The organism is Saccharothrix hoggarensis (genome assembly GCF_042678885.1).
Taxonomy (GTDB): Bacteria; Actinomycetota; Actinomycetes; order Mycobacteriales; family Pseudonocardiaceae; genus Actinosynnema; species Actinosynnema hoggarensis.
This window is the reverse complement of record NZ_JBHTLK010000012.1, coordinates 1-21,956: the sequence shown is the minus strand read 5'-3', so window position 1 is coordinate 21,956 and position 21,956 is coordinate 1. Positions and strand designations below refer to the sequence as shown.

Below are 21,956 nucleotides of genomic sequence, written 5' to 3'. Positions count from 1 at the left end.
GGGTGGCAGAGAGGGAAATGGCTTCTTACCGAGGCAAGCACCGCCCGACCACCAGTTCCTCCGCCCGGAGCATCGCGAAGGTCGCCGTCGCCGGCGTCATCGTGGGCGCCCCGCTGGCGATGGCCGCGGGCACCGCGAGCGCGCAGGGCTCCGGCGTCAACTGGGACACGGTCGCCGCGTGTGAGAGTGGCGGCAACTGGAGCATCAACACCGGCAACGGCTACTACGGCGGCCTGCAGTTCCTGCCGTCCACGTGGACCTCGCACGGCGGTTCCGGAATGCCCCACCAGGCTTCCCGCGAGGAGCAGATCCGTGTGGCCGAGAACGTCATGAAGACCCAGGGCATCGGCGCCTGGCCCGTCTGCGGCCCCAAGGGCCTCGGCGGCGCGCCGGCTCCGGCGAAGGCCAAGCCGGCTCCCGTCCAGCAGGCCGCGCCGAAGCAGCAGCAGCAGGCCCCGGCCCCGAAGCAGGCCGCGCCCGCCCCGAAGCAGGCCGCCCCTGCTCCGGTGACCGTGGCGCTGCCGTCGACCAACCCCAACGGCGACTACGAGATCAAGTCGGGCGACAGCCTGTCGAAGATCGCGGAGGAGCTGAAGGTCGAGGGCGGCTGGGCCAAGCTGCACGAGCTCAACAAGCAGTTCATCCCGAACCCCGACCTGATCCTGCCGGGGCACAAGATCGCCACCAAGTGATCTCCGGTCGGCGCGAGCCGGCGCAAGACGGAACCGGGACCCCGGACGCCCCCCTCGGCGCCCGGGGTCCCGAACCCGTTGCAGGGGGTCCGCCGCGGCGCGCGTAGCCGTGCCGCCCGGTCAGGGCATGTTGACCCACTCGTCGGTGCCGTCGGCGAACACCTGCCGCTTCCACACGGGCAGCCGCCGCTTCACCTCGTCGACGAGCTCCGAGCACACCGCGAACGCCTCACCCCGGTGCTCGGCGGACACGGCGCACGCCAGCGCCACGTCCCCGATCGCCAGCTGACCGACCCGGTGCGACACGGCGACGGCGCGCACGCCGTCGAACCGGCCCACCACGTCCGCCACCACCTCGGCCACCACGGCGCCCGCCGTCGGGTGGCCCACGTACTCCAGCTCGCGCACGGAACGCCCGTGGTCGTGGTCGCGGACCACCCCGGCGAACGTCACCACCGCGCCCGCCGCCGCGTGCTCCACCAGCTTCGCGTGCTCGTCCACCGACAGCGGCTCGTCGCTGACGGTCGCGCGCAGGACCTCGGTCATGCGTGGTCACCTCCGGACACCTGGTCGACGGCGTGCTCCAGCACGGTCGCGAGCACGTCCAGCCCGTCACGCACCCCGCCGGTCGAGCCGGGCAGGTTCACCACGAACGTGCGGCCCGCGACACCGGCCACCCCGCGCGACAGCACGGCGGTCGGCACGCGCGGCCAGCCCGAGTTCCGGATGGCGTCCGCCACGCCCGGCACCTCGAAGTCCAGCACCGACCGGGTCGCCTCCGGGGTCCGGTCGGTGGGGCTGATGCCCGTGCCGCCGGTCGTGACGACCACCGCCACCCCGTCCGCGACGGCCGCGCGCAGCGCCTCGGCCACCGGCTCGCCGTCCGGCACGACCACCGGGTCGGGCACGTCGTAGCCGCGTTCCCGCAGCCAGTCGACGATGATCGGCCCGCCGCGGTCGGCGTAGACGCCCGCCGAGGCCCGGTTCGACGCGGTGACCACGCGAGCCGTCCGGGGCGCCGCCGCCGCGGCGGGAGGCGTCACGGTCGCTCCCAGAGGCCGGTCTTGCCGCCCTCCTTGCGCTCGACCCGCACCTCGTCCAGCGACGCCGCCGGGTCGACCGCCTTCACCATGTCGTGCAGCGTCAGCCCGGCCACGGCCACGGCCGTCAACGCCTCCATCTCGACCCCGGTGCGGTCGGTGGTGCGGACGGTCGCCGTGATGCGGACCTCGGCGTCACCGGGGACCAGGTCGACCTTGATCCCGGACAGCGCGATCGGGTGGCAGAGCGGGACGAGCTCCCACGTCCGCTTGGCCGCCATGATCCCGGCGATCCGGGCCGTGGCCAGCGCGTCGCCCTTCGGCAGGCCGTCGCTGCCGAGCAACGCCACCACCTCGGACGTCGTGCGCAGCACTCCGGAGGCGACCGCGGTGCGGGTGGTCGGCTCCTTCTCGGAGACGTCCACCATGCGGGCGGCCCCGCTGGAGTCCAGGTGGGTGAACTGGTTGCTCATAGCAGAATGCTAGGCCGATTCGGTCGCGGCCTTGCGGACCGCTTCCGCCACCGCCGGGGCCACCGACGAGTCGAACACGCTCGGCACGATGAACGAGGCGTTGAGCCGCTCGCCGTCCACGACGTCCGCGATCGCGTTCGCGGCGGCGATGAGCATCGCGTCGGTGATGGTCCGGGCGTGCGCGTCGAGCAGGCCCCGGAACACGCCGGGGAACGCCAGCACGTTGTTGATCTGGTTCGGGAAGTCGCTGCGCCCGGTGGCGACGACGGCGGCGTGCTTCTGCGCCTCCATCGGGTCGATCTCCGGGTCCGGGTTGGCCAGCGCGAACACGATCGCGTCGGAGTTCATCGTGGCGACCTGCTCGGCGCCGAACAGGTTCGGCGCGGACACGCCGATGAAGACGTCCGCCCCGACGAGCGCGTCGTGCAGGCGGCCGCTGACGTTGTCCTTGTTGGTGGTGGCCGCGATGGACTTCAGGTTGTCGTCCAGGCCGGGCCGGTCGCGGTGGACGATGCCGTCGACGTCGACGGCGACCACGTCGCCGGGCTCCTGCTTGAGCAGCAGCCGGATGATCGCCGAGCCCGCCGCGCCGACCCCGCACACCACGACCTTGCAGTCGGAGATCTTCTTGCCGACGACGCGCAGGGCGTTGCGCAGCGCGCCGACGACGACGATCGCCGTGCCGTGCTGGTCGTCGTGGAAGACGGGGATGTCGAGCTTCTCGCGCAGCCGGGCCTCGATCTCGAAGCAGCGGGGCGCGGCGATGTCCTCGAGGTTGATGCCGCCGTAGACGGGGGCGATCAGCTCGACCGCGCGGATGATCTCCTCGGTGTCCTGGGTGTCCAGGCACACCGGCCAGGCGTCGACGCCGGCGAACTTCTTGAACAGCGCGGCCTTGCCCTCCATCACGGGCAGCGCGGCGGCGGGCCCGATGTTGCCCAGGCCGAGCACGGCGGAGCCGTCGGTGACCACGGCCACCGTGTTGCGCTTGATGGTGAGGCGACGGGCGTCGTCCGGGTTCTCCGCGATGGCCATGCAGACGCGGGCGACGCCGGGCGTGTAGGCGCGGGAGAGGTCGTCGCGGTTGCGCAGCGGCACCTTCGACGCGATCTCGATCTTGCCGCCGAGGTGGACCAGGAACGTCCGGTCGGACACCTTGCGGACCACGATCCCCGGCAGCAGCTCCAGGGTGTCGGTGATGTCCTTGGCGTGGTTCGCCGACAGCGCGTTGCACGTGAGGTCGATGATCACCCGGTCGGTGTGCGACTCGACCACGTCGAACGCGGTGATCACCCCGCCGGCCCGACCGACCGCCGAGGTGAGGTCGCCGGCGGCCGACGCCGACGGCGGGGCCTCCAGCCGGACGGTGATCGAGTACCCAGGGCCGGGGACCGGCATCGAACCTCCCAGAACAGCACAGCTCAAGAGGGGGACGAGCCTAGTCCGCACGCGAATACGGAACGCGCGCGGCTCGACGGCCGCGCGCGTCACGGGGTGCTAGCGGTTGATCTCCGTCACCGGGTGGCGGTAACCCAGGTCCTCGACCGGCAGCGGGAAGGTGATCGTGCCGAACGGGGACAGCGCGCCCTGCACGTCGCTGGTGAGCTCGGTGACCGGGTGCTCTTCGCCGGCCGGCGCCTCCGGCCAGTGCGGGTCGATGCGCTCGGGGCGGGCCTTGGCCACGATTCCTCCTCGGTGGTCGGTTTCGCGCACCAGTGTGCCTCACCGGCGCGACGGGCCGTCCACCGTGCCGGGGCGCGAAAATCGAGAGCCCTGTCACCGTCCGGTCCCTAGCCTGGTGGCCGTGGGCACATCGGTGGAACTCCTCAACGTGATCGACGTCGAGGCGACGTGCTGGGACGGCGACCCGCCTCCCGGCCAGGTGAACGAGATCATCGAGATCGGGTTGACCACGGTCGACCTGGCGGCGGGCGAGCGGGTCGGCAGGAACCGCGTCCTCGTGCGGCCGGAGCGGTCGGCCGTCAGCCCGTTCTGCACGGAGCTGACGGGGTTGACGCAGGCCGAGGTCGACACCGGGGTGACGTTCGCCGAGGCGTGCCGGCTGCTGGAGGTCGAGCACGAGGCGGGCGTGCGGCCGTGGGCGAGCTGGGGCGACTACGACCGCAAGCAGTTCGCCCGCCAGTGCCGGGACGTGCGGTACCCGTTCGGGCGACGGCACTGGAACGCGAAGCTGGTCTTCTCCCAGGCTCACGGCCTGCGGAAACGTCCCGGCATGGCGCAGGCGTTGAAGATCGCCGGCCTGCCGCTGGAGGGCAGGCACCACCGGGGCGAGGACGACGCCTGGAACATCGCCGCCCTGGTTCTGCACCTGCGGGCGCGTGACGCGTGGCCGACCACCCCCACCACCCCGGCCGACGCCTACCGGTGAGCCCGCCGCGGGGCCGACGGGTTTCGGGGGCTGGGCGGCGCGGGCGGGGTGCGCGGCATATACCGTGGTGAGGATGTCCGCCACCACCCTCGCCGAGTGGCTGCGGGCGCAGGACGACACCGCGCTCGTGGCTCTGCTGCGCGCCCGGCCGGACCTGGCCACGCCGCCGCCGGCGGACACGACGGTGCTCGCCACCCGCATCGGGTCGCGGGCGTCGGTGGCGCGGGCCTGCGAAGACCTCGACACGCTCACGTTGACGGTCCTCGAAGCGCTGCTCGTGCTGGACGCCGACGTCGCCCCGGTCCCGTCGACCGCGGTGCTCGACCTGTTCGGCGGCACGGACGTCCGACCCGCCCTCGACACGCTGCGCGCCCGCGCCCTGCTCTGGGGCGACGACGACGCGCTGTCCACCCCGCCCGCCACCAGGGACGCCGTCAACCCGTTCCCGTGCGGCCTCGGCCGGTCGGTGCCGCGGCTCGCCGACGCCGACCTGACCGCGCTGGACCCGGACGAGCACCGGGTCCTCCAGACCCTCGCCGCCGGACCGCCCGTCGGGCAGACGAAGGACGCGGCGCACGTCGTGTCGCTCGCCAACGCCCGGACGCCGATCCAGAAGCTGCTGGCCCGCGGCCTGCTCGTGCGGCGGGACGCGCTGACCGTCGAGCTGCCGCGCGAGATCGGCCTGAAGGTCCGCGGCGACCGGCCGCTGGGCGCGATCCAGACCACCGAGCCGCCCCTCACCACGGCGCGCCGCGACCAGTCGAGCGTCGACCACACCGGCGGCGGCGAGGCGTTGGAGCTGTGCCGGCACGTGGAGTCGCTGCTCAAGAGCTGGTCGGAGGAGCCGCCCGCGGTGCTCCGGTCGGGTGGCGTGGGCGTGCGCGAGCTGCGGAAGCTCGCCAAGGACCTCGACGTGGACGAGCGGCGTGCCGCGCTGCTGGTGGAGCTGGTCGTGAACGCGGGCCTGGTCGCCGACACGGAGGGCGTCGAGCCCGAGTGGGTGCCGACGACGCAGACCGACACGTGGCTGGTGGCGGCGCCCGAGCACCGGTGGGCGACGCTGGCGCAGGCGTGGCTGGACCTGCCCCGGCTGCCGGGCCTGATCGGGCAGCGCGACGACCGCGACCGGCTGCTCAACCCGCTGGCGCCAGAGCTGAACCGGCCGGGCGCGCCGCGGGACCGCAAGCGCATCCTCGAAGCCCTCGCCGCGCTGGAGCCCGGCACCGCCGTGACCGACCCGGACGAGCTGGCGGCCGTGCTGGCGTGGCGCGCGCCGCGACGTGGCGGCCGGCTGCGCGACGAGCTGGTGCGCTGGACCGTGGACGAGGGCACGCAGGTGGGTGTCATCGCGCACAACGCGATCACCGCCCAGGGCCGCACGCTGCTCAGCGAGGGTCCGGGCGCGGCGGCGAAGCGGCTGGCCGACGCGTTGCCCGCCCCGGTCGACCACGTGCTGGTGCAGGCCGACCTGACGGTCGTCGCGCCCGGCCGGCTGGACCCGGAGCTGGCCGACGAGATCGCGCTGGTCGCGGACGTCGAGTCGGCGGGCGGCGCCACCGTCTACCGGGTGCGCGAGGGGTCGGTGCGGCGCGCGTTCGACGCCGGCCGCAGCGCCGCGGACCTGCACGAGCTGTTCCGGGCGAGGTCGCGCACACCGGTGCCGCAGTCGTTGACGTACCTGATCGACGACGCGGCCCGCAAGCACGGGCGGCTGCGCGGTGGCGCGGCCGGGTCGTTCCTGCGCTGCGACGACCCGGTGCTGATCACCGAGGTGCTGTCGCACCCGGCGGCGGAGCGGCTGGCGCTGCGCAAGATCGCGCCGACCGTGGTGGTGAGCCCCCTGCCGCTGGCGGAGGTGCTGGACGGGCTGCGCGCGGCCGGGTTCGCGCCCGCCGCGGAGGGTCCGGACGGGCACGTGCTGGACCTGCGGGCCGGTGGCCGCCGGATCGCCGGGAAGGGGCGGCGGAAGCCGGTGCAGCCGAGCACGGCGTCCGACGAGCAGCTGGGCGAGCTGGTGCGGCTGGTGCGGGCGGGTGACCGCGCGGCGACGACCACGGGCGGCGCGCGGGTGTCCGTGCCCGGTCACCTGGGCGCGGGGCCGTCGGCCACCCTGGCGCTGCTGCAACGGGCGGCGCGGGAGGGGCGGAGCGTGCTCGTCGACTTCGTGGACAGCCACGGCACGGCGGCCCGGCGCGTGATCACCCCGCAGGTCGTGGGCGGCGGGGTGCTGGAAGGCGTCGACGTCAGCTACGGCGAGGTGCGCCGGTTCCCGCTGCACCGCATCACGTCCGCGGCCCTCGTCGAAGACGACCGTGCGTGATCACCGTTCGTGAGCGTTGATCACCTGTTGGTGACGGTGGGGCGGCCTAGCGTCGTCGTGAGGGTGTCGTCCCGGCACCCGAGGACGACGACGAAGGAGAACCCCTCGTGAAGACCATTCGCAAGGCAGCCGTGGTCGGCGCGGTCGCGCTGGCGGCCGTGCTCGGCCCCGGCACCGCCCTGGCCGCCCCGGCCCTCGACGGCTCGAAGACGACCGTCGCGCAGGAGGCGCTGGGCGGGTGGGACGACGACTGCGACGACGACACGAACGACGACTGGTACTGCGACGACGACTGGGACGACTGGGACGACGACTGGAACGGTGACTGGGGTAGCCGGCACGGCGTCCACTGACCCGTCCGCGACGTGGTTGACCAGCTACGCGACAGCCGGCCGGCTACAAGGGTGGCTGATCAGCCACCGTCACGGCGTGAGCACCGCCAGGCCTGGCGCACGTCGAAGGGCGGCCTCCCGCGGGAGTCCGCCCTTCGGTGTTGACACGGTCACGTGGCGCGGCGATCAGCCCGCGCGCACCGACATCCACTGGCGCATGGCGTGCTCGACCAACGTGATCAACGTCTGCTTGGTCGACTGCCGGTTGCGCGCGTCGCACGTCACTATCGGCACGGACTGGTCGATGGTGAGCGCGTCGCGGACGTCCTCGATGCGGTGGTGCAGCAGGCCGTCGAAGCAGTTGACGCCGACGACGTAGGGCAGCTGCCGGTCGTCGAAGAAGTCGATCGACGCGAACGCGTCGGCCAGGCGGCGGGTGTCGACGAGCACGATCGCGCCGATGGCGCCGCGCACGAGGTCGTCCCACATGAACCAGAACCGGTGCTGGCCGGGTGTGCCGAACAGGTACAGGATCAGGTCCTGGTCCAGTGACACCCGGCCGAAGTCCATGGCCACCGTGGTCGTGACCTTGTTCGGCGTGGCCGAGAGGTCGTCGACCCCGGCGCTGGCCTCGGTCATCACCGCTTCGGTGGTCAGCGGAACGATCTCCGACACGGAACCGACGAACGTAGTCTTGCCCACGCCGAAGCCACCGGCCACCACGATCTTCGCGGAGGTCGTCGGCTTCTTGGCGCCTTCGGCCGCGTTGGGGCTAGAGCCTGCGAAGCCCACTGAGCACCCTCTCAAGGAATTCAATGGACGGCCGGTCCCCCACGACCAAGCCACCCTGGTGAATCAAAACCAAACCCATGCTCGCCATGTCGCCGATCAGCACCCGGACCACGCCGAGCGGGAGCCGGAGGTGAGCGGCGACCTCGGCCACCGACCTGGTGTCGGTGCACAACCCGCAGATAGACCGGTGCTCGGGGAGCACCGCCGCGTCGCGTTCGAGACCGCGTTCGCTGGTGGAGACCAGCGCCTCGATCGCGAGGTCGTAATCGGGCCGGGTGCGGCCACCGGTCCGGGTGTACGGGCGCACCAGCGAGCCCGACTCGGCCGCCGGGTTCTCCTCGCGCCGCACGACCGGCTGGGGACCGGTCGTGTACGGCACTTGTTCCGGCACGCTGTCGGGCAGGCCGTGGGCACCGAAGAGATCGGCGCCCGGACCTCCGAACAGGCCGCTGCCGTACCCGTCGATGTCGAACCGGTTGGGAACGTCGTCGTAGTCGTACGACGAGTCGTCAACCTCACGCTGAGACATATCGTCTTGCCCCTGCCCTGTGCCTTCGACCCGTGATCCCGGCGCCTGCTCCGCCCGGCGACCCGACCACGAGTTGGGTGCGTCCTCGGCTTCCTCGTCCTGTGCGGGGTCGGCATCCGGCTCAGCGAATTGGAAGCCCCCGACCGCCCACTCCTGGTAGTTGAAGTTCCTACCGAAGCGTCGGCCGCCGGCGCCAGATCGTTCAGCCATTTACCTTCACCCCCACGATCTCATGAGGATCTACCGCCGAACCACGCCCTGGAGCTGCGCGCGCAGCTCCGGGGTGAGCTGCTGGCCCACGCGCTCGACCAGAAGCGTCATCTCGTACGCGACGAGGCCGATGTCGCAGTTCGGGGCCGCGAGCACCGCGAGGCACGACCCGTCGCTGATCGACATCAGGAACAGGTAGCCCCGCTCCATCTCGACCACGGTCTGGTTCACCGTGCCCGCCTCGAAGCACCTGGCCGCGCCCGCCGTGAGGCTGACGAGCCCGGATGCCACGGCGGACAGCTGTTCGGCGCGGTCGCGGGGCAGGCCCTGCGAGCCGGCGAGCAACAGCCCGTCCGCCGACACGACCACGGAATGTGCCACACCGGGAACCCGGCGCACGAAGTCGGTGATAAGCCAACCAAAGCTGCCTGGCTGAGCTGCGGTCGTCACTCCTGCTCCTCGTCTTGCCGGCTCGACATGTCACCAGCGTAAGCGTCGATCAAAGCGTGTCGCCCTCGACGGACGCCCTGCTGAAGACTCGACATGCGTCCACGGATCGCGTCAGCCGATCGTGGTGGCAGCGGGGGCCGCTGCGGTTGCCGCTCCGCAGCCTGCGGCTTCGGTGCGGCGGATCCCGGCACAAGCTGAGCCTTGGGCACCCGCTTGGGCAACCCCGCCTGTGTCGTGGTCTCGGGTGCCTTGCTGAGCAAGGCCTGTGCTGCCTGCCACCCCTCGTCGGCGGGCGAGTGCCACACCGACTCGGCGGACTGCGCGTCCGGCTCGGGTTCGGCGACCGGTTCGGGCTCGGTCACGCGGGACACCTCCCCAAAAGGGTTCTCCGAAGCGCGCTTGGGCAGGTTGTTGGGGGAACCGGGCTGCCTCTTCGGCAGACCGCCCTCGGTCAGACTAGTGCCGGCGTGGGCGTCGCCACGCTGAGGCAGGGCAACATCGGCTTCGCGCTTCGGCGCGGAGCCCCCGTCGAGGGTGCCGCGGTGCGGCGGGGCGTCGTCGGAGACGCCCGGCGTGACCGGCGGCACGGGCCGCGGCTTGCGGGTCGGCAGGGCCGACTCCTCGCGCGCGACCGGCTCCGGCTCGGGGGCCGGCGGCACGGCCTGCGCGGTCGCCGCCGACGTCTCGCTGCCCACGGCCTGGAACCACTGCGACAGGACGGCCTCGTAGATCGGCAGCCGCTCGGTCGGGGCGTCCAGCTCGTGATCGGCCGGCCTGGTCGACGGCGTGTGCTCGGGCGCGGAGCCGTTGCGGCGCGCGGGCTCCGGTTCCGGCTCGGGGTCGGCGAGGAAGCCGTGGTCCAGCGCCGGGGCGAACTGGGTGGTCTCGAAGCCGTGCTCGTAGGCCGTGTCGTGCTCGTCACGGTCCTCGTAGGCGGTGAACAGGGTCGGCTCGCCGAACGAGCCCTCGGGCTCCCGCTCGACGTCGCGCTCGGCGCCCGCCGACAGCCACGACCCGGACACCTCGCCCGACGTCTCCGCGGGCGCCTGGCCGAACGTCGGGGTCTCGCCGAACGCCGGCACGCGCGCCGGGTCGTGGTCGCCCTCGCCCTGCACGAAGCTCACCGGGAACGCCGGCTCGTCCTCGACGCGCGGGATGCTCGGGAAGCTCGCGTCGTCGTCCAGGCGGGACAGGGTGCCGGTGCCGAACGCGCCGGCGATGCCGGACGCGCGCTGCGCCGTGTTGCCGAAGCCGGAGTCCTGGAACCCGGAGTCCTGGAAGCCCGAGTCCTGGTAGCCGGAGTCCTGGAACGAGTCGCCGAACGCGGTGACGGGCTCGGCGCCCATCGGCGAACCGGACGCGCCGGGCTGCTGCACCAGGGTCTCGGGCACGAGCACGAGCGCGGTGGTGCCGCCCTCGATGTCCTCGTTGGCGCGCAGCCGGACCCGGATGTCGTGCCGCTTCGCCAGCCGCGCGACCACGTACAGGCCCATGCGGCGGGACACGGCGACGTCGACGTCCGGCGGGTCGGCCAGGCGGGTGTTGGCGTCGGCGATCTCCTGCTCGCCCATGCCGACGCCGCGGTCCTGGATCTCGATCGCCAGCTCGCCCTTGCGGGTGCGGGCCGTGCGCACGGTGACCTTCGTCACCGGGTCGGAGAACGCGGTGGCGTTGTCCAGCAGCTCCGCGATCAGGTGCACGAGGTCGTTGACGGCGCGGCCCTGGACGGTCAGCTCGGGCGTCTGGCCGACCTGCACGCGGGCGTACTGCTCGACCTCGGACACCGCGGCGCCGAGCACCTCGGCGGCGGGGACCGGGCGGGTCAGCCGGCGGGACAGGTCCGTGCCGGAGAGGACCAGCAGGTTCTCGCTGTTGCGCCGCATGCGGGTGGCGAGGTGGTCCAGCTCGAACAGGCTGGCCAGCTGGTCGGGGTCCTGCTCGTCCTGCTCCAGCCGGTCGATCAGGTTCAGCTGGCGCTCGACGAGCGCCTGCGACCGGCGGGACAGGTTGACGAACATCGAGTTGACGTTGTCGCGCAGCAGGGCCTGCTCGGCCGCCAGCCGCACCGCCTCGCCGTGCACCGCGTCGAACGCGCGGGCCACCTGGCCGACCTCTTCGCGGGTCGTGATCGGCACCGGCGCGATGGCCGTCTTCGCGGCCTCCTCCGGGTTCGGGTCGGCGAGGATGCGGCCGACCGCCTCCGGCAGGCCGTGGTCGGCCACCTCGAGCGCGGTGCGGCGCAGGACGCGCAGCGGGTTCAGGATCGAGCGCGCCACGAACAGCGCCATGAGCATGGCCAGCAGCAACGCGCCGAGGACGATGCCGGAGTCGCGGAACGCCGCGGCGCGGGCGGCGCCGGTCAGCTCGTCGGTGCGGTTCTGCAGCCGCTCCAGCAGCAGGTTCTCCACGTCGCGGGTCAGGTTCACCGTCAGCGTGGACGCGATGTCCCACTTCTCGGGCCGCAGCGACGTGAGCGGCTGGCCGGCGGCGGCCAGGTTCAGCGCCGTCTCCTGCATGTCGTTCGCGGTGTCGACGATCAGACCGGTGACCGTGTCGTCGTAGATCTTGGCCTGGTCGGCGGTCGCGGACTTGCGGAAGTCGTTGCGGGCGGCGTCCAGCTCGGCGTTCGCCGCGAGGAGCTGGCGCTGCTGGCCGGGGCCGAAGGCGCCGCTCTGGAAGACGTCGAGCATGATGCCGCGCTTGCGCGACTCCTGCTCCTTGATGCGGGCGATCGCGTTGGTCGCGAGGTGCAGCCGCACGAGCTCGGGCTCGTTGATGCCCGCGATGGCCTGCTCGCCGAGGTCGAGGAGGCTCTCCACCGACTCGGAGTAGGTGCGCATGACGGCGTCGGACGGGTACTGGGTGTCGCGGACCGCGTTGCGCAGGCTGTTCAGCCGGTCGAGCTGGCTGGACGCGCGCCGGAACCGGGTCACGACCTCGTCGTCCAGGTCGGAGCTCAACTCGACGATCTTGCCGTTGAGGGCCTGCACGGTGTCCTCGACGCGGCGCAGCTGGCGGTCGAGCACGACGCGGTCCAGCTGCTTGCCGGACGCCACGTGGCTCGCGCTCAGGTCGCGCTCGCGCTGCAACTGCTGCACCAGGTCGGCGACGGCCGACTCCAGCTGGATCTGGTTGGCCAGTTGGTTGAGGTCGGTGGCGTCGGCGAGGTCGGAGTTCACCCGCAGGCCGCCGAGCACGAGCGCGGCGATGGTGGGGATCAGCAGGACGGCCGTCAGCTTGGTGGGCAGCCGCCAGTTGCGCAGCCGCCACGCCGCGCCGTGGGTCTTCTGCTTGCGGCCCGTCGCGGTCGACCCGGCCCTGGTCCGCTCGGCACCCGTTGACTCGGTCACAGTTCCATCACTCAGCGCAGCCAATCCGTCACCCGTTCCGGGCCTTTCGGAGCGCGGTGGAATCCCCACGCCTGACTGGCTGGGACCTCTCTCTCGACGGGCCACCCTGGGCTTCCTCTTCTGGCAGCAGTGTTCCCCGGCCTCTCCCCCGCGGACCGAAGCATGGACTCGAAATCGGGCCGAATTGCAGCACAGGAGCAGTGGTGCCGGCTAGTCACCCCGCTCCGCGCTCGGGACACGACGGTCTGCGACGACCTGTGCCACCAGGCGGGGAGCGTAGTGCTCGTGCCCAGGCCGGGGGAAGACTCCGGAAGCACTCACCGTATCGGAGCAGGGCTGTCGTTTCATACCTCTGGGTGGTTACGATCCCCCGCATCGACAAGTGCGTCGAGAAATTCGTTGATCAAATAGACCTCGCTCTCAGGTCATCCCGGCGAGAGGTGCCATGGCTACCCCAGCACGTGTTCTGCGACGTGCGGCAGCGTTGTTCGCGTGTGCCGCGACCTTGACGGCGTGCGGACTGCTCCCCGGCACCGACGGGAACGACCGCCCCGACGTGGAGCGCAACACACTGCGCATCGGTGTGCTGCCCGTCGTCGACGTGGCACCGCTGCGCCTCGCCTACAACAACAAGCTGTTCGAGAAGGCCGGCCTGCAGGTGCAGCTCGTGCCGCTGAACAACGAGGTCGAGGGCATCAAGCAGCTCGACACGACGCTCGACCTGACGTGGGCGACGCACGTCTCCCTGTTCCGCAGCTACGCCGAGGGCACCCAGCTGCAGCTGCAGGGCGAGGCGTACCAGGCGGGCGCGAACACCATGGCGCTCGTCACCATCGACGAGTCGTACGACAACCCCGGCAAGAGGACCAGCCCGCGCATCGCGGTGCCGTCCACCGGTGACGTGGGCGCGCTCACGACGAAGGCCGTGCTGAAGACCGCGGGCGTCGAGAAGCAGCGCATCACGCCCGTCGAAATGCCGTTCGAGCAGATGGTGGACGCCATGCGGGCCAAGGTGGTCGACGCGGCGTGGATGACGGAGCCGTACATCACCAAGGCGCAGCGCGACGTCGGCGCCCGCATCCTCACCGACACGGCGGTCGGCCCGACCAAGGACTTCCCCATGTCCGGGTACGCGTCGAGCAAGAAGTTCGCCGACGGCAACCCGCGCACCCTGGCCCTGTTCCGCCAGGTCCTGCGGGACGCGCAGGAGGCGGCGTCGAACGACAAGCTGTCCGTGCAGAACGCCCTGACCGGCTACATGGACGTCGACCAGCAGACCGCGGCGCTGGTGGCGGTGGGCACGTTCCCGCTGTCGCTCAACCCGGTCCGGCTCCAGCGCGTCGCCGACATGATGGACACCGAAGAGGTGCTGCCGGAGCGGTTGGACGTCGGCGGGTTGTTGCCGCCCGGAACCACCAACTGACGCACGGTCAGCGCACCGCTAAGCCAGAGGGGCCTTCCGATTGCCGGAAGGCCCCTTATTTTCGGCTTTAAGCGCGCGCTTTGGCTCGCATCACACGTCCGTCATGCAGATCGTCGTAGCGGGCTGTGAGTAAACGGACACGGTCTCGCCACTCTCGCACTCGTTCTCGTCCGCCCGGCCTTCCACGACCTTCGTCACCTTGTAAGTCGCGCTCGAATCGCAGGTCACCTTGCTGGTTTTGCCCGCGACAATCGAGCCTTCCTCCTTGAAGCAGTCGCCCTCGGCGGCGTTGAGCATCAGGCACAGCTTGAAGCCGTCACTTCGCCGTCCGCCACTGGTGGAATACTCGGCGTAGTCACCGGACGGGCACGCGTCCGAGCCGCTGTCGAGGTTGGCGACCACCTTGAACGCCGCCTCGGCCGACGAGCAGTCGATCTTCTCCACGTCGGCGTCCGAGGCGCTGGCCGAGTTCACCTTGATGCAGTCGCCCGCCTCGGCGCCGGCCGGGCCGTTGACGCCCGCGATGACGCCCGCGATGACGATGCCGACGATCGCCAGGACGACGGTCCCGATCAGCGCTTTCGCGCCGCGTGACGTGACCTTGTTCGGCGGCGGCGGGAAGTTCTGGGGGTAGCCCGGCTGCGGGTGGCCCGGCGGGTACGGCGGCTGGCCGAACTGCGGCTGACCGGGCTGGCCAGGCTGGTGACCGGGCTGCGGGTAGCCGGGCTGGGGCTGGCCGAACGGGGGCTGACCCGGCTGGGCGTAGCCGGGCTGCGGGTAGCCGGGCTGGGCGTAGCCGGGCTGCTGGTACTGGGGCGGCGGACCCTGGTAGCCGGGCATCGGCTGGTAGCCGGCCTCCTGGGCCGGGTAGCCGGGCTGGTCGGGCTGCCCCGGGTAGCCGGGCTGGCCGGACTGGCCGGGCTGGTACGGCGGCTGGCCGGGCTGTTGCGCCGGGAACCCCTGGGGCGACGACGGCGGCCCCCAGCCGGGCTGCTGGGGTGGCTGGGGGCCTTGCGGCTGGCCGGGGTTCGACGGCTGGTCGGGTGGCGTGGTCACCTGGCGTTCCTCTCGCGATGTGGCGAGCGGAACGTACCCCCGGGCGACGGCCGGGCACAGCGGATTGGGCGGCGGACGGGCTCAGCCCGGCCCGGCGCGCCCCAGGCAGAACGTCACGACCGGCTCCGGGTACTGCACGGCCCGGCTCCGACCGCAGTTCACCAGCGCCGAGACGGCCTTGACGACGCGGACCGCGTCGGTGGTCGCGCAGTCGACCTTGCGCAGGCCGGTGCCCTTGTCGTGCTGGTAGCACGCGCCCTCGACGAAGTTGGGGATCAGGCACAGCGTGGTCGAGCCGGTGTAGGTCGAGTAGGGCGCGCCGCCGGTCGGGCACTCCTTCGCGTCGTCCACGACCTTCGCGACCTTCAGGGTGGCGTCGTCGGAGCCGCACTCCACGGCCAGGTACCGCGGCTTGTCGGCGACGCCCTCGATCCGCGCGCACGTGCCGGGCTCGGGGGCGCTGCCGCCGTGGTCGCCGCCGAACACCGTGACCGCGAACGCGGCGGCCACCGCGACCGCCACCGCGCCGATGACCCACCCGTTCTTCCGCATGGAACAGGGCATCGGCACGGGCGCGCGCCGGATTGAGCCGGTTCACCCGCGCGTGTCACATCCGGGTTCGCATCCGGGCGGGCTCACACCCGGGCGGGCTCACGTCCGGGCGGGCTCACATCTGGGCGGGCTCGACGCAGTACGCGACGGGCGGCTCGGGGTAGGACATGCCCGCGGAGCCGGGGCAGACCGACAGGTCGGCGGCGCCCGGCACGACCTTGGTGACCTTGAACGTCGCCGGGCCGGAGCACTCGGTCTTCACGAACCCGGGGCCTTCGCCGGGCCCGTAGCAGGCGCCCTCGGCCAGGTTCGGCAGCAGGCACAGCTTGTGGTCGCCGCCGGAAGCCGGGGCGACCTCGGTGTAGAGCCCCTCCTCGGGGCAGGCCGCGTCGGCCTCGTCGAGGACCTTGCCGACCTTGAAGGACGCCTCGTCGGCGGAGCAGTCGAGGACGTCGACGTCGGTCCGGTCGTCGGTCTCGGCAGCGACGCTCACGCAGTCGCCCGCCTCGGCCGCGGCGGGACCGCCGGTGAGCTGCCGGACGCCGTACACGACGAGGCCGGCCAGCACGACCAGCAGGACGCCGAGGAGGATCTTCCGGCCACCGCCGGCCATCCCCGCCCGACCCGTCCGGCCCTCACCCGTCCCGGCCCCACCGGGGGTGGCGGGCACGCGGTCGTCGGCCGCGTCCGGCCCGCTCGGCTCGTTGCTCATGGTCATCCTCGCTGACGGGTGCGCGTGACGGTCCCTCAAGGCAGCGGCACTGAAGGCGCGGCTCTGAAGGTACCGGCACGCGCACCCGCGAGGCGGATCAGGCGTTCTCGCCCGGGCCGAAGCAGAGCGTCAGCTTGGGCTCGGGGTAGGTCAGCGGCGCACCGTCGGTGCACGCGGCCTCGTCCTCGGTGCCCTTCAGCTGCTTGACCAGCTTGTACGCGCCGGACGTGCCGCAGTCGACGGCGGGGTAGCCCATCTTGCTGGTGTTCTCGAGCTCGTAGCAGGAGCCCTCGACCAGGTTCGGGACCAGGCACAGCTTCGAGTCGGGGCCGCGGCGGGCGGTCTCGGTGTACTCGTCGTACGCGCCGTTGCACGACTCGGTGGTGGAGCCCAGCACCTTGCCGATGGTGTAGTTCGCCTCGGCCGCGCCGCAGTCGACGGTCTTGAACTCCGGCTTCGTCGCGGTGCCGGTCAGGCTGGCGCAGTCGCCCGCCTTGGACTGGGCCGCGTCACTGGTGAAGTAGTTGATGCCGTAGACCACGACGCCGGCGACCACGATGCCGATGATCGCGGTGAGGATCCGGGCGAGGACGCCTTTCTTCTTCTTGGGCTCCGGCGGGAGCGCCTGACCCTGCTGGACGCTGGGCGGCGGGGCGGACGCGGGCATGTCCGTGCTCATGATGACCTTCGTTCATCCGGGAGAACCCCGACGGATCACGCGATGGTTCGCGTGGTGGGGCGGAGGGACGCTATCGACTGCGCCATGAGGACGTACACAGCTTTACCGAACCGAGTCCGTAAGCTTTCCGTTGCCGGACGAGTACGGTCCGCGATCAACTTGCGCGCTGTGGTCACACTGGAGGGACACCAAGCGACAGGAGTGCGCACCAGTGACCGACGGCCCTTTGATCGTCCAGTCGGACAAGACCCTGCTGCTGGAGGTCGAGCACCCGCTGTCGGACGACGCGCGCACCGCCATCGCGCCGTTCGCGGAGCTCGAACGCGCCCCCGAACACGTCCACACGTACCGGGTGACGCCGCTGGCGCTGTGGAACGCCCGGGCCGCGGGCCACGACGCCGAGCAGGTCGTCGACGCCCTGGTCCGGTTCTCCCGCTACCCCGTGCCGCAGCCGCTGCTGGTGGACGTGGTCGACACGATGGGCCGGTTCGGCCGGCTCCAGCTGGCCAACCACCCGGTGCACGGCCTGGTGCTGAACTCGCTGGACCGCGCCGTGCTGGAGGAGGTGCTGCGGCACAAGAAGGTCAAGCCGATGCTCGGTGAGCGCATCGACGACGACACGGTGGTCGTGCACCCGAGCGAACGCGGCCGGCTGAAGCAGTTGCTGCTGAAGATCGGCTGGCCCGCGGAGGACCTGGCCGGGTACGTGGACGGCGAGGCGCACCCGATCGACCTGGTCGAGGACGGCTGGCAGCTGCGCGACTACCAGCGGCTGGCCGCGCAGGCGTTCTGGGCGGGCGGCTCGGGCGTGGTCGTGCTGCCGTGCGGCGCGGGCAAGACGCTGGTCGGCGCGGCGGCCATGGCGGAGGCGGGCGCGACCACGTTGATCCTGGTCACGAACACCGTGGCGGGCCGGCAGTGGAAGCGGGAGCTGGTCGCGCGGACGTCGTTGACGGAGGACGAGATCGGCGAGTACTCCGGCGAGCGCAAGGAGATCCGGCCCGTCACCATCGCGACGTACCAGGTGATCACGCGCAAGTCGAAGGGCGAGTACAAGCACCTGGAGCTGTTCGACTCGCGCGACTGGGGCCTGATCGTCTACGACGAGGTGCACCTGCTGCCGGCGCCGGTGTTCCGGATGACCGCCGACCTGCAGTCGCGGCGGCGCCTCGGCCTCACCGCGACGCTGGTGCGGGAGGACGGCCAGGAGGGCGACGTGTTCTCCCTGATCGGGCCGAAGCGGTACGACGTCCCGTGGCGGGACATCGAGGCGCAGGGCTGGATCGCGCCCGCCGAGTGCACCGAGGTGCGGGTGACGCTGACCGACAACGAGCGGCTGGAGTACGCGACGGCCGAGCCGGAGGAGCGGTACAAGCTGTGCTCCACGGCGCGGACGAAGCTGCCGGTGGTGCGGGCGATCCTCGACCGGCACCCGGACGAGCCGACGCTGGTGATCGGGGCGTACCTGGACCAGCTGGAGTCGCTGGGCGAGGCGCTGGACGCGCCGGTCATCCAGGGTTCGACGAAGAACAAGGAGCGGGAGGCGCTGTTCGACCGGTTCCGGCGCGGCGAGCTGCGGACGTTGGTGGTGTCGAAGGTGGCGAACTTCTCCATCGACCTGCCGGAGGCGTCGGTGGCGGTGCAGGTGTCGGGGACGTTCGGGTCGCGGCAGGAGGAGGCGCAGCGCCTCGGCCGGCTGTTGCGGCCCAAGGGCGACGGCCGGCAGGCGCACTTCTACTCGGTGGTGTCGCGGGACACGCTCGACACCGACTACGCGGCGCACCGGCAGCGGTTCCTGGCGGAGCAGGGCTACGCGTACAAGATCGTGGACGCGGACGACCTGCTCGGGCCGAAGCTGCCCGACGTCGGCTGACGTCGCCCGGCGTCGGCTGGCATCGCCCGGCGTCGGCTGACATCGGCTGGCGTCCGCGTGGGCGGCCCGCGCCGGTGGTCGCCGGCGGGCCGGTGATCGTCGCCGATAGGTTGGACGCCTTCTGCGGTCCGACGATCGGGTGGACATGAACCAGGTGGTGCCGTTACCGCGGTGGTGGCTGTGGCGTCCGGGCATCGACCTGGGCGCGGTGCGGCGGGTGGACGTGCGGCGGGCCAGGCGGGAGCGGCTGCCGCCCGCGCTGGTGGTGGCGTTGCTGCTGGGCGCGGCCCTGGCGGTGGTGGCGCCGACGTTCTGGTGGTCGGCGGGGCTGGCGTGCGTGCCGTTGGCGGTGGTGGGGCTGGTGGCCGTGCTGCCGGTGCGGCTGGTCGAGTGGGACGTGGTGCGGGCGGCCGGTCCGCGGGACGTCGTGCACTGCGGGCAGTTCACCGATCCCGTCCAGCGCCGGCGGGCGGGCCGGCTGTGCGCCCACTTCGACGCGCTGCGCGGCGCGGAGGCCCGGCGGGTGGCGCGGGTGGAGGGGCTGCTGTGGCGGGCGCTGGTGGCGTTGCGGGACAGCCAGCCGGTGCGCGACGCCGTGCGGCGGGCCGAGAACCGGCCCGGTCTGTCCGCCGCGATCGCCGAGACGACCCGTGAGCTGGCCGAGCTGGACCGCCGGCTGGACCAGTTCGAGTCGGCGCTGCGGATCGTCGCCGAGGAGTCCGACCCCGGGCACGCGGAGAGCGCGCTGCGCCGCGTCGCCGCGTTGGACCCGCTCTAAGATCCCGTGGTGCTGGTCTACTCGATCCCGATGCGGAACCGGTTCCGCGGCATCACGGTGCGCGAGGGCGTGCTGCTGGAGGGGCCCGCGGGGTGGGGCGAGTTCTGCGCCTTCCTCGACTACTCGGACGCGGAGTGCGCGCCCTGGCTGGCGTGCGCGCTGGAGGCCGCCGAGCAGGGTTGGCCCGCGCCGGTGCGGGACTCGATCCCGGTCAACTGCACGGTTCCCGTGGTGTCGCCGGAGCGCGCGCACGAGATCGTGACGGCGTCCGGGTGCTCGACGGCGAAGGTGAAGGTGGCCGATCCGGGCACGGCACTGGCGTCCGACCTGGCGCGGGTCGAGGCGGTGCGGGACGCGCTGGGGCCGTCGGGCGCGATCCGCGTGGACGCGAACATGGCGTGGGACGTGGACACGGCCGTCCGGGCGATCCGCGAGCTGGAACGGGCGGCGCGGGGGCTGGAGTACGTCGAGCAGCCGTGCCCGTCGGTGGAGGAGCTGGCGGCGGTGCGGCGGCGGGTCGACGTGCGGATCGCGGCGGACGAGTCGATCCGGCGCGCCGAGGACCCGTTGAGGGTGGCGGTGGCCGGCGCGGCGGACGTGGCGGTGATCAAGGTCGCGCCGCTGGGCGGGGTGCGGCGGGCGTTGGCGGTGGCGGAGGCGTGCGGGCTGCCGTGCGTGGTGTCGTCGGCGGTGGAGACGTCGGTCGGGATGGCCGCCGGCCTGGCGCTGGCCGCGGCGCTGCCGGAGCTGGACTTCGCGTGCGGGCTGGGCACGTTGTCCCTGCTGGACGGCGACGTGACGACCGCGTCCCTGGTCCCGGTGGACGGCCGCCTGCCCGTGCCCGCGCGCGCCCCGGAGCCCGACCGGTTCGCCGACTTCGCCGCCGACGAGGCCACGACGGCCCGCTGGCTGGCCCGGCTCGACCGGGTCCGGCGCGCGCTCTGAGACGGGCTCGGCGCGCCCTCTCCCCAAACGCCGGGCCCCAGACGCCGGGCCCTGACGCCGTGCCTCAGACGCCGGGCCTCGGACGCCGGGCTTCAGACGCCGCCCGGGTTCAGGTCGAGGGAGAGCACGGCGACGTTCGAGGTGTTGAGCGACCAGCCGCACGCCGCCAGCGGCGACTCCACCCGTCCCGGGTCGTTCCGGCACGGGCGGTGTCCGGTGCGGCCGTCACCTCACCCGACTATCGGGCGGCGGGCCGGACTCCGGTCGGTCAGGGGTGGGTGATGGCCGCGCCGAGGCTGCGGACGATGCCGTCGGTGCGGGTCAGGGCCTCACTGCGGCGCGGGTTGGCGGGGACGCGGGTCAGGTCGACGACGCGGATCGGCGGCCCGAACTCGACCAGCGTCGGGATGTACGACGCCTCCCGCACGGCCCAGCCGGACGGTCCCTTCTCGAACGTGAACCGGGTGACGATGCCCTCCTCGGTGATGCCGCGCGGCTCGGAGTGGCGGGCCACCTCGTTGCCCATGCCGTAGACGACCCACTTGCCGTCGATCTGCTCGATCGGCTGCACGGCGTGCACGTGGGTGCCGATGATCAGGTCCACCGCCGGGTCCGCCAGGACGGCCCGCGCCATCTCCTTCTGCTGCGGCGTCGCCTCGTGCTGGTACTCGTTGCCCCAGTGCAGGCTGGCGACGACGACCTCCGCGCCGGCCGCCTTCGCCGCGCGGGCGGCCTCCAGCACGCCGTCGGTGGACAGCTGGTTCGCCATCCAGGGCTGCGGCAGCGGGATGCCGTTGAACCCGTACGTGAACGCGATGTGCCCGACCTTCACGCCGCGGACGTCCAGCAGCAACGGGGTCGCGGCCTCCTCGGGCGTGCGGAACGAGCCGGTGTGCTTCAGGCCGGCCGCGTCCATCACGTCCAACGTCGTCCTGATCGCGGGCGCGCCCCGGTCGAGGGTGTGGTTGGAGGCGGTGGAGCAGCTGTCGTAGCCGATGTCCTTCAACGCGGTCGCGACCTCGGGCGGCGCGCTGAACGCCGGGTAGCCGAAGGTGGGCGCGCCGGGCGCGGACAGCGGCGTCTCCAGGTGGCAGATCGACACGTCGGCGTCGATCGCCTCGCGCAGGCCCTCCAGCAGGGGCACGAAGTTCCGCGCGCCGTCCCGGTCGGCCTGCTCGGTCAGCGCCGGGTGGACGAGGATGTCGCCGCCCGCGGCGAGCGTGAACGACGGCAGCTCCGGCGCGGCCGACGTGGTCGTGGCCGGCGGCCGGGGCGAGGTGATCACCACCGGCGACCCGGTGCACGCCACCGCGGCCCACAGGCAGGCGCAGAGGCCGGCGCCGAAGCGGGCGGCCGGTCCG

Annotated in this window: 22 protein-coding genes; 8 read left to right on the top strand and 14 right to left on the bottom strand. The window is 72.5% G+C overall.

Annotated elements, in window-relative coordinates:
- Nucleotides 1–17: 17 nt before the first annotated feature.
- On the top strand, nt 18–692 hold the full coding sequence (locus ACFQ3T_RS04565; RefSeq protein WP_380720084.1) for a transglycosylase family protein: 675 nt from the start codon (nt 18–20) through the stop codon (nt 690–692).
- A gap of 120 nt (nt 693–812) precedes the next feature.
- On the opposite strand, the gene ACFQ3T_RS04560 is transcribed toward ACFQ3T_RS04565, so the two are convergent.
- The 5 genes from ACFQ3T_RS04560 to ACFQ3T_RS04540 form a co-directional block, all read right to left on the bottom strand.
- Nucleotides 813–1,238, bottom strand: coding sequence for a molybdenum cofactor biosynthesis protein MoaE (locus ACFQ3T_RS04560; RefSeq protein WP_380720082.1), 426 nt, complete (start codon nt 1,236–1,238; stop codon nt 813–815).
- On the bottom strand, nt 1,235–1,735 hold the full coding sequence (locus ACFQ3T_RS04555; protein ID WP_380720080.1) for a MogA/MoaB family molybdenum cofactor biosynthesis protein: 501 nt from the start codon (nt 1,733–1,735) through the stop codon (nt 1,235–1,237). The genes ACFQ3T_RS04560 and ACFQ3T_RS04555 overlap by 4 nt, the downstream gene beginning before the upstream one ends.
- Entirely contained in the window at nt 1,732–2,205 is a 474-nt protein-coding gene (gene moaC, locus ACFQ3T_RS04550; protein WP_380720077.1) for a cyclic pyranopterin monophosphate synthase MoaC, read from the bottom strand. The genes ACFQ3T_RS04555 and moaC overlap by 4 nt, the downstream gene beginning before the upstream one ends.
- 9 nt (nt 2,206–2,214) lie before the next feature.
- Nucleotides 2,215–3,603 carry an NAD-dependent malic enzyme gene (locus ACFQ3T_RS04545; protein ID WP_380720075.1) on the bottom strand — a complete coding sequence of 463 codons (1,389 nt, stop codon included), beginning with the start codon at nt 3,601–3,603 and terminating at the stop codon, nt 2,215–2,217.
- A gap of 99 nt (nt 3,604–3,702) precedes the next feature.
- The gene (locus ACFQ3T_RS04540; protein WP_380720072.1) at nt 3,703–3,888 is read right to left on the bottom strand and encodes a hypothetical protein; all 186 of its coding nucleotides are present in this window, start codon (nt 3,886–3,888) and stop codon (nt 3,703–3,705) included.
- Nucleotides 3,889–4,009: 121 nt separating this feature from the next.
- Here ACFQ3T_RS04540 and ACFQ3T_RS04535 point away from each other — a divergent pair, with 121 nt between their 5' ends.
- The 3 genes from ACFQ3T_RS04535 to ACFQ3T_RS04525 all read left to right on the top strand — a co-directional run bounded on the left by ACFQ3T_RS04535 (nt 4,010) and on the right by ACFQ3T_RS04525 (nt 7,267).
- On the top strand, nt 4,010–4,594 hold the full coding sequence (locus ACFQ3T_RS04535) for an exonuclease domain-containing protein (RefSeq protein ID WP_380720070.1): 585 nt from the start codon (nt 4,010–4,012) through the stop codon (nt 4,592–4,594).
- Nucleotides 4,595–4,667: 73 nt separating this feature from the next.
- Nucleotides 4,668–6,914 (top strand): helicase-associated domain-containing protein, encoded by a 2,247-nt coding sequence (locus ACFQ3T_RS04530; RefSeq protein WP_380720068.1) that lies wholly within the window; start codon nt 4,668–4,670, stop codon nt 6,912–6,914.
- 107 nt (nt 6,915–7,021) lie between these two features.
- Nucleotides 7,022–7,267, top strand: a complete 246-nt coding sequence (locus tag ACFQ3T_RS04525) for a hypothetical protein (RefSeq protein ID WP_380720066.1) — start codon at nt 7,022–7,024, stop codon at nt 7,265–7,267.
- Nucleotides 7,268–7,432: 165 nt separating this feature from the next.
- Here the strand turns inward: ACFQ3T_RS04525 and ACFQ3T_RS04520 are convergent, their stop codons facing one another.
- Genes ACFQ3T_RS04520 through ACFQ3T_RS04505 form a run of 4 tightly spaced genes read right to left on the bottom strand, consistent with a single transcriptional unit; the run spans nt 7,433 to nt 12,577 of the window.
- Nucleotides 7,433–8,038, bottom strand: a complete 606-nt coding sequence (locus ACFQ3T_RS04520) for a GTP-binding protein (RefSeq protein WP_073887831.1) — start codon at nt 8,036–8,038, stop codon at nt 7,433–7,435.
- On the bottom strand, nt 8,019–8,777 hold the full coding sequence (locus tag ACFQ3T_RS04515) for a DUF742 domain-containing protein (RefSeq protein ID WP_380720064.1): 759 nt from the start codon (nt 8,775–8,777) through the stop codon (nt 8,019–8,021). The genes ACFQ3T_RS04520 and ACFQ3T_RS04515 overlap by 20 nt, the downstream gene beginning before the upstream one ends.
- A 30-nt stretch (nt 8,778–8,807) precedes the next feature.
- Nucleotides 8,808–9,227, bottom strand: a complete 420-nt coding sequence (locus tag ACFQ3T_RS04510; RefSeq protein ID WP_033442969.1) for a roadblock/LC7 domain-containing protein — start codon at nt 9,225–9,227, stop codon at nt 8,808–8,810.
- Nucleotides 9,224–12,577 carry a sensor histidine kinase gene (locus ACFQ3T_RS04505; protein ID WP_380720062.1) on the bottom strand — a complete coding sequence of 1,118 codons (3,354 nt, stop codon included), beginning with the start codon at nt 12,575–12,577 and terminating at the stop codon, nt 9,224–9,226. Before ACFQ3T_RS04505 ends, ACFQ3T_RS04510 begins: the two co-directional genes overlap by 4 nt.
- 556 nt (nt 12,578–13,133) lie before the next feature.
- Here ACFQ3T_RS04505 and ACFQ3T_RS04500 point away from each other — a divergent pair.
- Entirely contained in the window at nt 13,134–14,000 is an 867-nt protein-coding gene (locus ACFQ3T_RS04500; RefSeq protein ID WP_380720060.1) for an ABC transporter substrate-binding protein, read from the top strand.
- 90 nt (nt 14,001–14,090) lie between these two features.
- On the opposite strand, the gene ACFQ3T_RS04495 is transcribed toward ACFQ3T_RS04500, so the two are convergent.
- From ACFQ3T_RS04495 to ACFQ3T_RS04480, 4 genes are all read right to left on the bottom strand, one after another.
- Complete coding sequence (locus ACFQ3T_RS04495) at nt 14,091–15,056, bottom strand: LppU/SCO3897 family protein (protein WP_380720058.1); 966 nt, start codon at nt 15,054–15,056, stop codon at nt 14,091–14,093.
- An 81-nt stretch (nt 15,057–15,137) separates the two neighbouring features.
- Entirely contained in the window at nt 15,138–15,608 is a 471-nt protein-coding gene (locus ACFQ3T_RS04490; protein WP_380720056.1) for an LppU/SCO3897 family protein, read from the bottom strand.
- A 115-nt stretch (nt 15,609–15,723) separates the two neighbouring features.
- Entirely contained in the window at nt 15,724–16,320 is a 597-nt protein-coding gene (locus ACFQ3T_RS04485; RefSeq protein ID WP_380720053.1) for an LppU/SCO3897 family protein, read from the bottom strand.
- A 97-nt stretch (nt 16,321–16,417) separates the two neighbouring features.
- Nucleotides 16,418–16,999 (bottom strand): LppU/SCO3897 family protein, encoded by a 582-nt coding sequence (locus ACFQ3T_RS04480; RefSeq protein ID WP_380720051.1) that lies wholly within the window; start codon nt 16,997–16,999, stop codon nt 16,418–16,420.
- Between the two features lie 211 nt (nt 17,000–17,210).
- On the opposite strand from ACFQ3T_RS04480, the gene ACFQ3T_RS04475 reads away from it, so the two are divergent.
- From ACFQ3T_RS04475 to ACFQ3T_RS04465, 3 genes are all read left to right on the top strand, one after another.
- Nucleotides 17,211–18,872 carry a DNA repair helicase XPB gene (locus ACFQ3T_RS04475; protein WP_380720048.1) on the top strand — a complete coding sequence of 554 codons (1,662 nt, stop codon included), beginning with the start codon at nt 17,211–17,213 and terminating at the stop codon, nt 18,870–18,872.
- 145 nt (nt 18,873–19,017) lie between these two features.
- Nucleotides 19,018–19,650, top strand: coding sequence for a hypothetical protein (locus ACFQ3T_RS04470; RefSeq protein ID WP_380720046.1), 633 nt, complete (start codon nt 19,018–19,020; stop codon nt 19,648–19,650).
- A gap of 9 nt (nt 19,651–19,659) precedes the next feature.
- Nucleotides 19,660–20,595, top strand: a complete 936-nt coding sequence (locus tag ACFQ3T_RS04465; RefSeq protein WP_380720044.1) for an o-succinylbenzoate synthase — start codon at nt 19,660–19,662, stop codon at nt 20,593–20,595.
- A gap of 268 nt (nt 20,596–20,863) precedes the next feature.
- Here the strand turns inward: ACFQ3T_RS04465 and ACFQ3T_RS04460 are convergent, their stop codons facing one another.
- Complete coding sequence (locus tag ACFQ3T_RS04460) at nt 20,864–21,916, bottom strand: CapA family protein (protein ID WP_380720170.1); 1,053 nt, start codon at nt 21,914–21,916, stop codon at nt 20,864–20,866.
- Nucleotides 21,917–21,956: the final 40 nt, after the last annotated feature.

What these genes read in the sequence shown, in the direction of transcription:
- ACFQ3T_RS04565 (WP_380720084.1), top strand. Translation starts at nt 18, where the DNA reads ATGGCTTCTTACCGAGGCAAGCACCGCCCGACCACCAGTTCCTCCGCC.
- ACFQ3T_RS04560 (WP_380720082.1), bottom strand. Translation starts at nt 1,238, where the DNA reads ATGACCGAGGTCCTGCGCGCGACCGTCAGCGACGAGCCGCTGTCGGTG.
- moaC (WP_380720077.1), bottom strand. Translation starts at nt 2,205, where the DNA reads ATGAGCAACCAGTTCACCCACCTGGACTCCAGCGGGGCCGCCCGCATG.
- ACFQ3T_RS04545 (WP_380720075.1), bottom strand. Translation starts at nt 3,603, where the DNA reads ATGCCGGTCCCCGGCCCTGGGTACTCGATCACCGTCCGGCTGGAGGCC.
- ACFQ3T_RS04530 (WP_380720068.1), top strand. Translation starts at nt 4,668, where the DNA reads ATGTCCGCCACCACCCTCGCCGAGTGGCTGCGGGCGCAGGACGACACC.
- ACFQ3T_RS04515 (WP_380720064.1), bottom strand. Translation starts at nt 8,777, where the DNA reads ATGGCTGAACGATCTGGCGCCGGCGGCCGACGCTTCGGTAGGAACTTC.
- ACFQ3T_RS04490 (WP_380720056.1), bottom strand. Translation starts at nt 15,608, where the DNA reads ATGCGGAAGAACGGGTGGGTCATCGGCGCGGTGGCGGTCGCGGTGGCC.
- ACFQ3T_RS04485 (WP_380720053.1), bottom strand. Translation starts at nt 16,320, where the DNA reads ATGAGCAACGAGCCGAGCGGGCCGGACGCGGCCGACGACCGCGTGCCC.
- ACFQ3T_RS04480 (WP_380720051.1), bottom strand. Translation starts at nt 16,999, where the DNA reads ATGAGCACGGACATGCCCGCGTCCGCCCCGCCGCCCAGCGTCCAGCAG.
- ACFQ3T_RS04470 (WP_380720046.1), top strand. Translation starts at nt 19,018, where the DNA reads ATGAACCAGGTGGTGCCGTTACCGCGGTGGTGGCTGTGGCGTCCGGGC.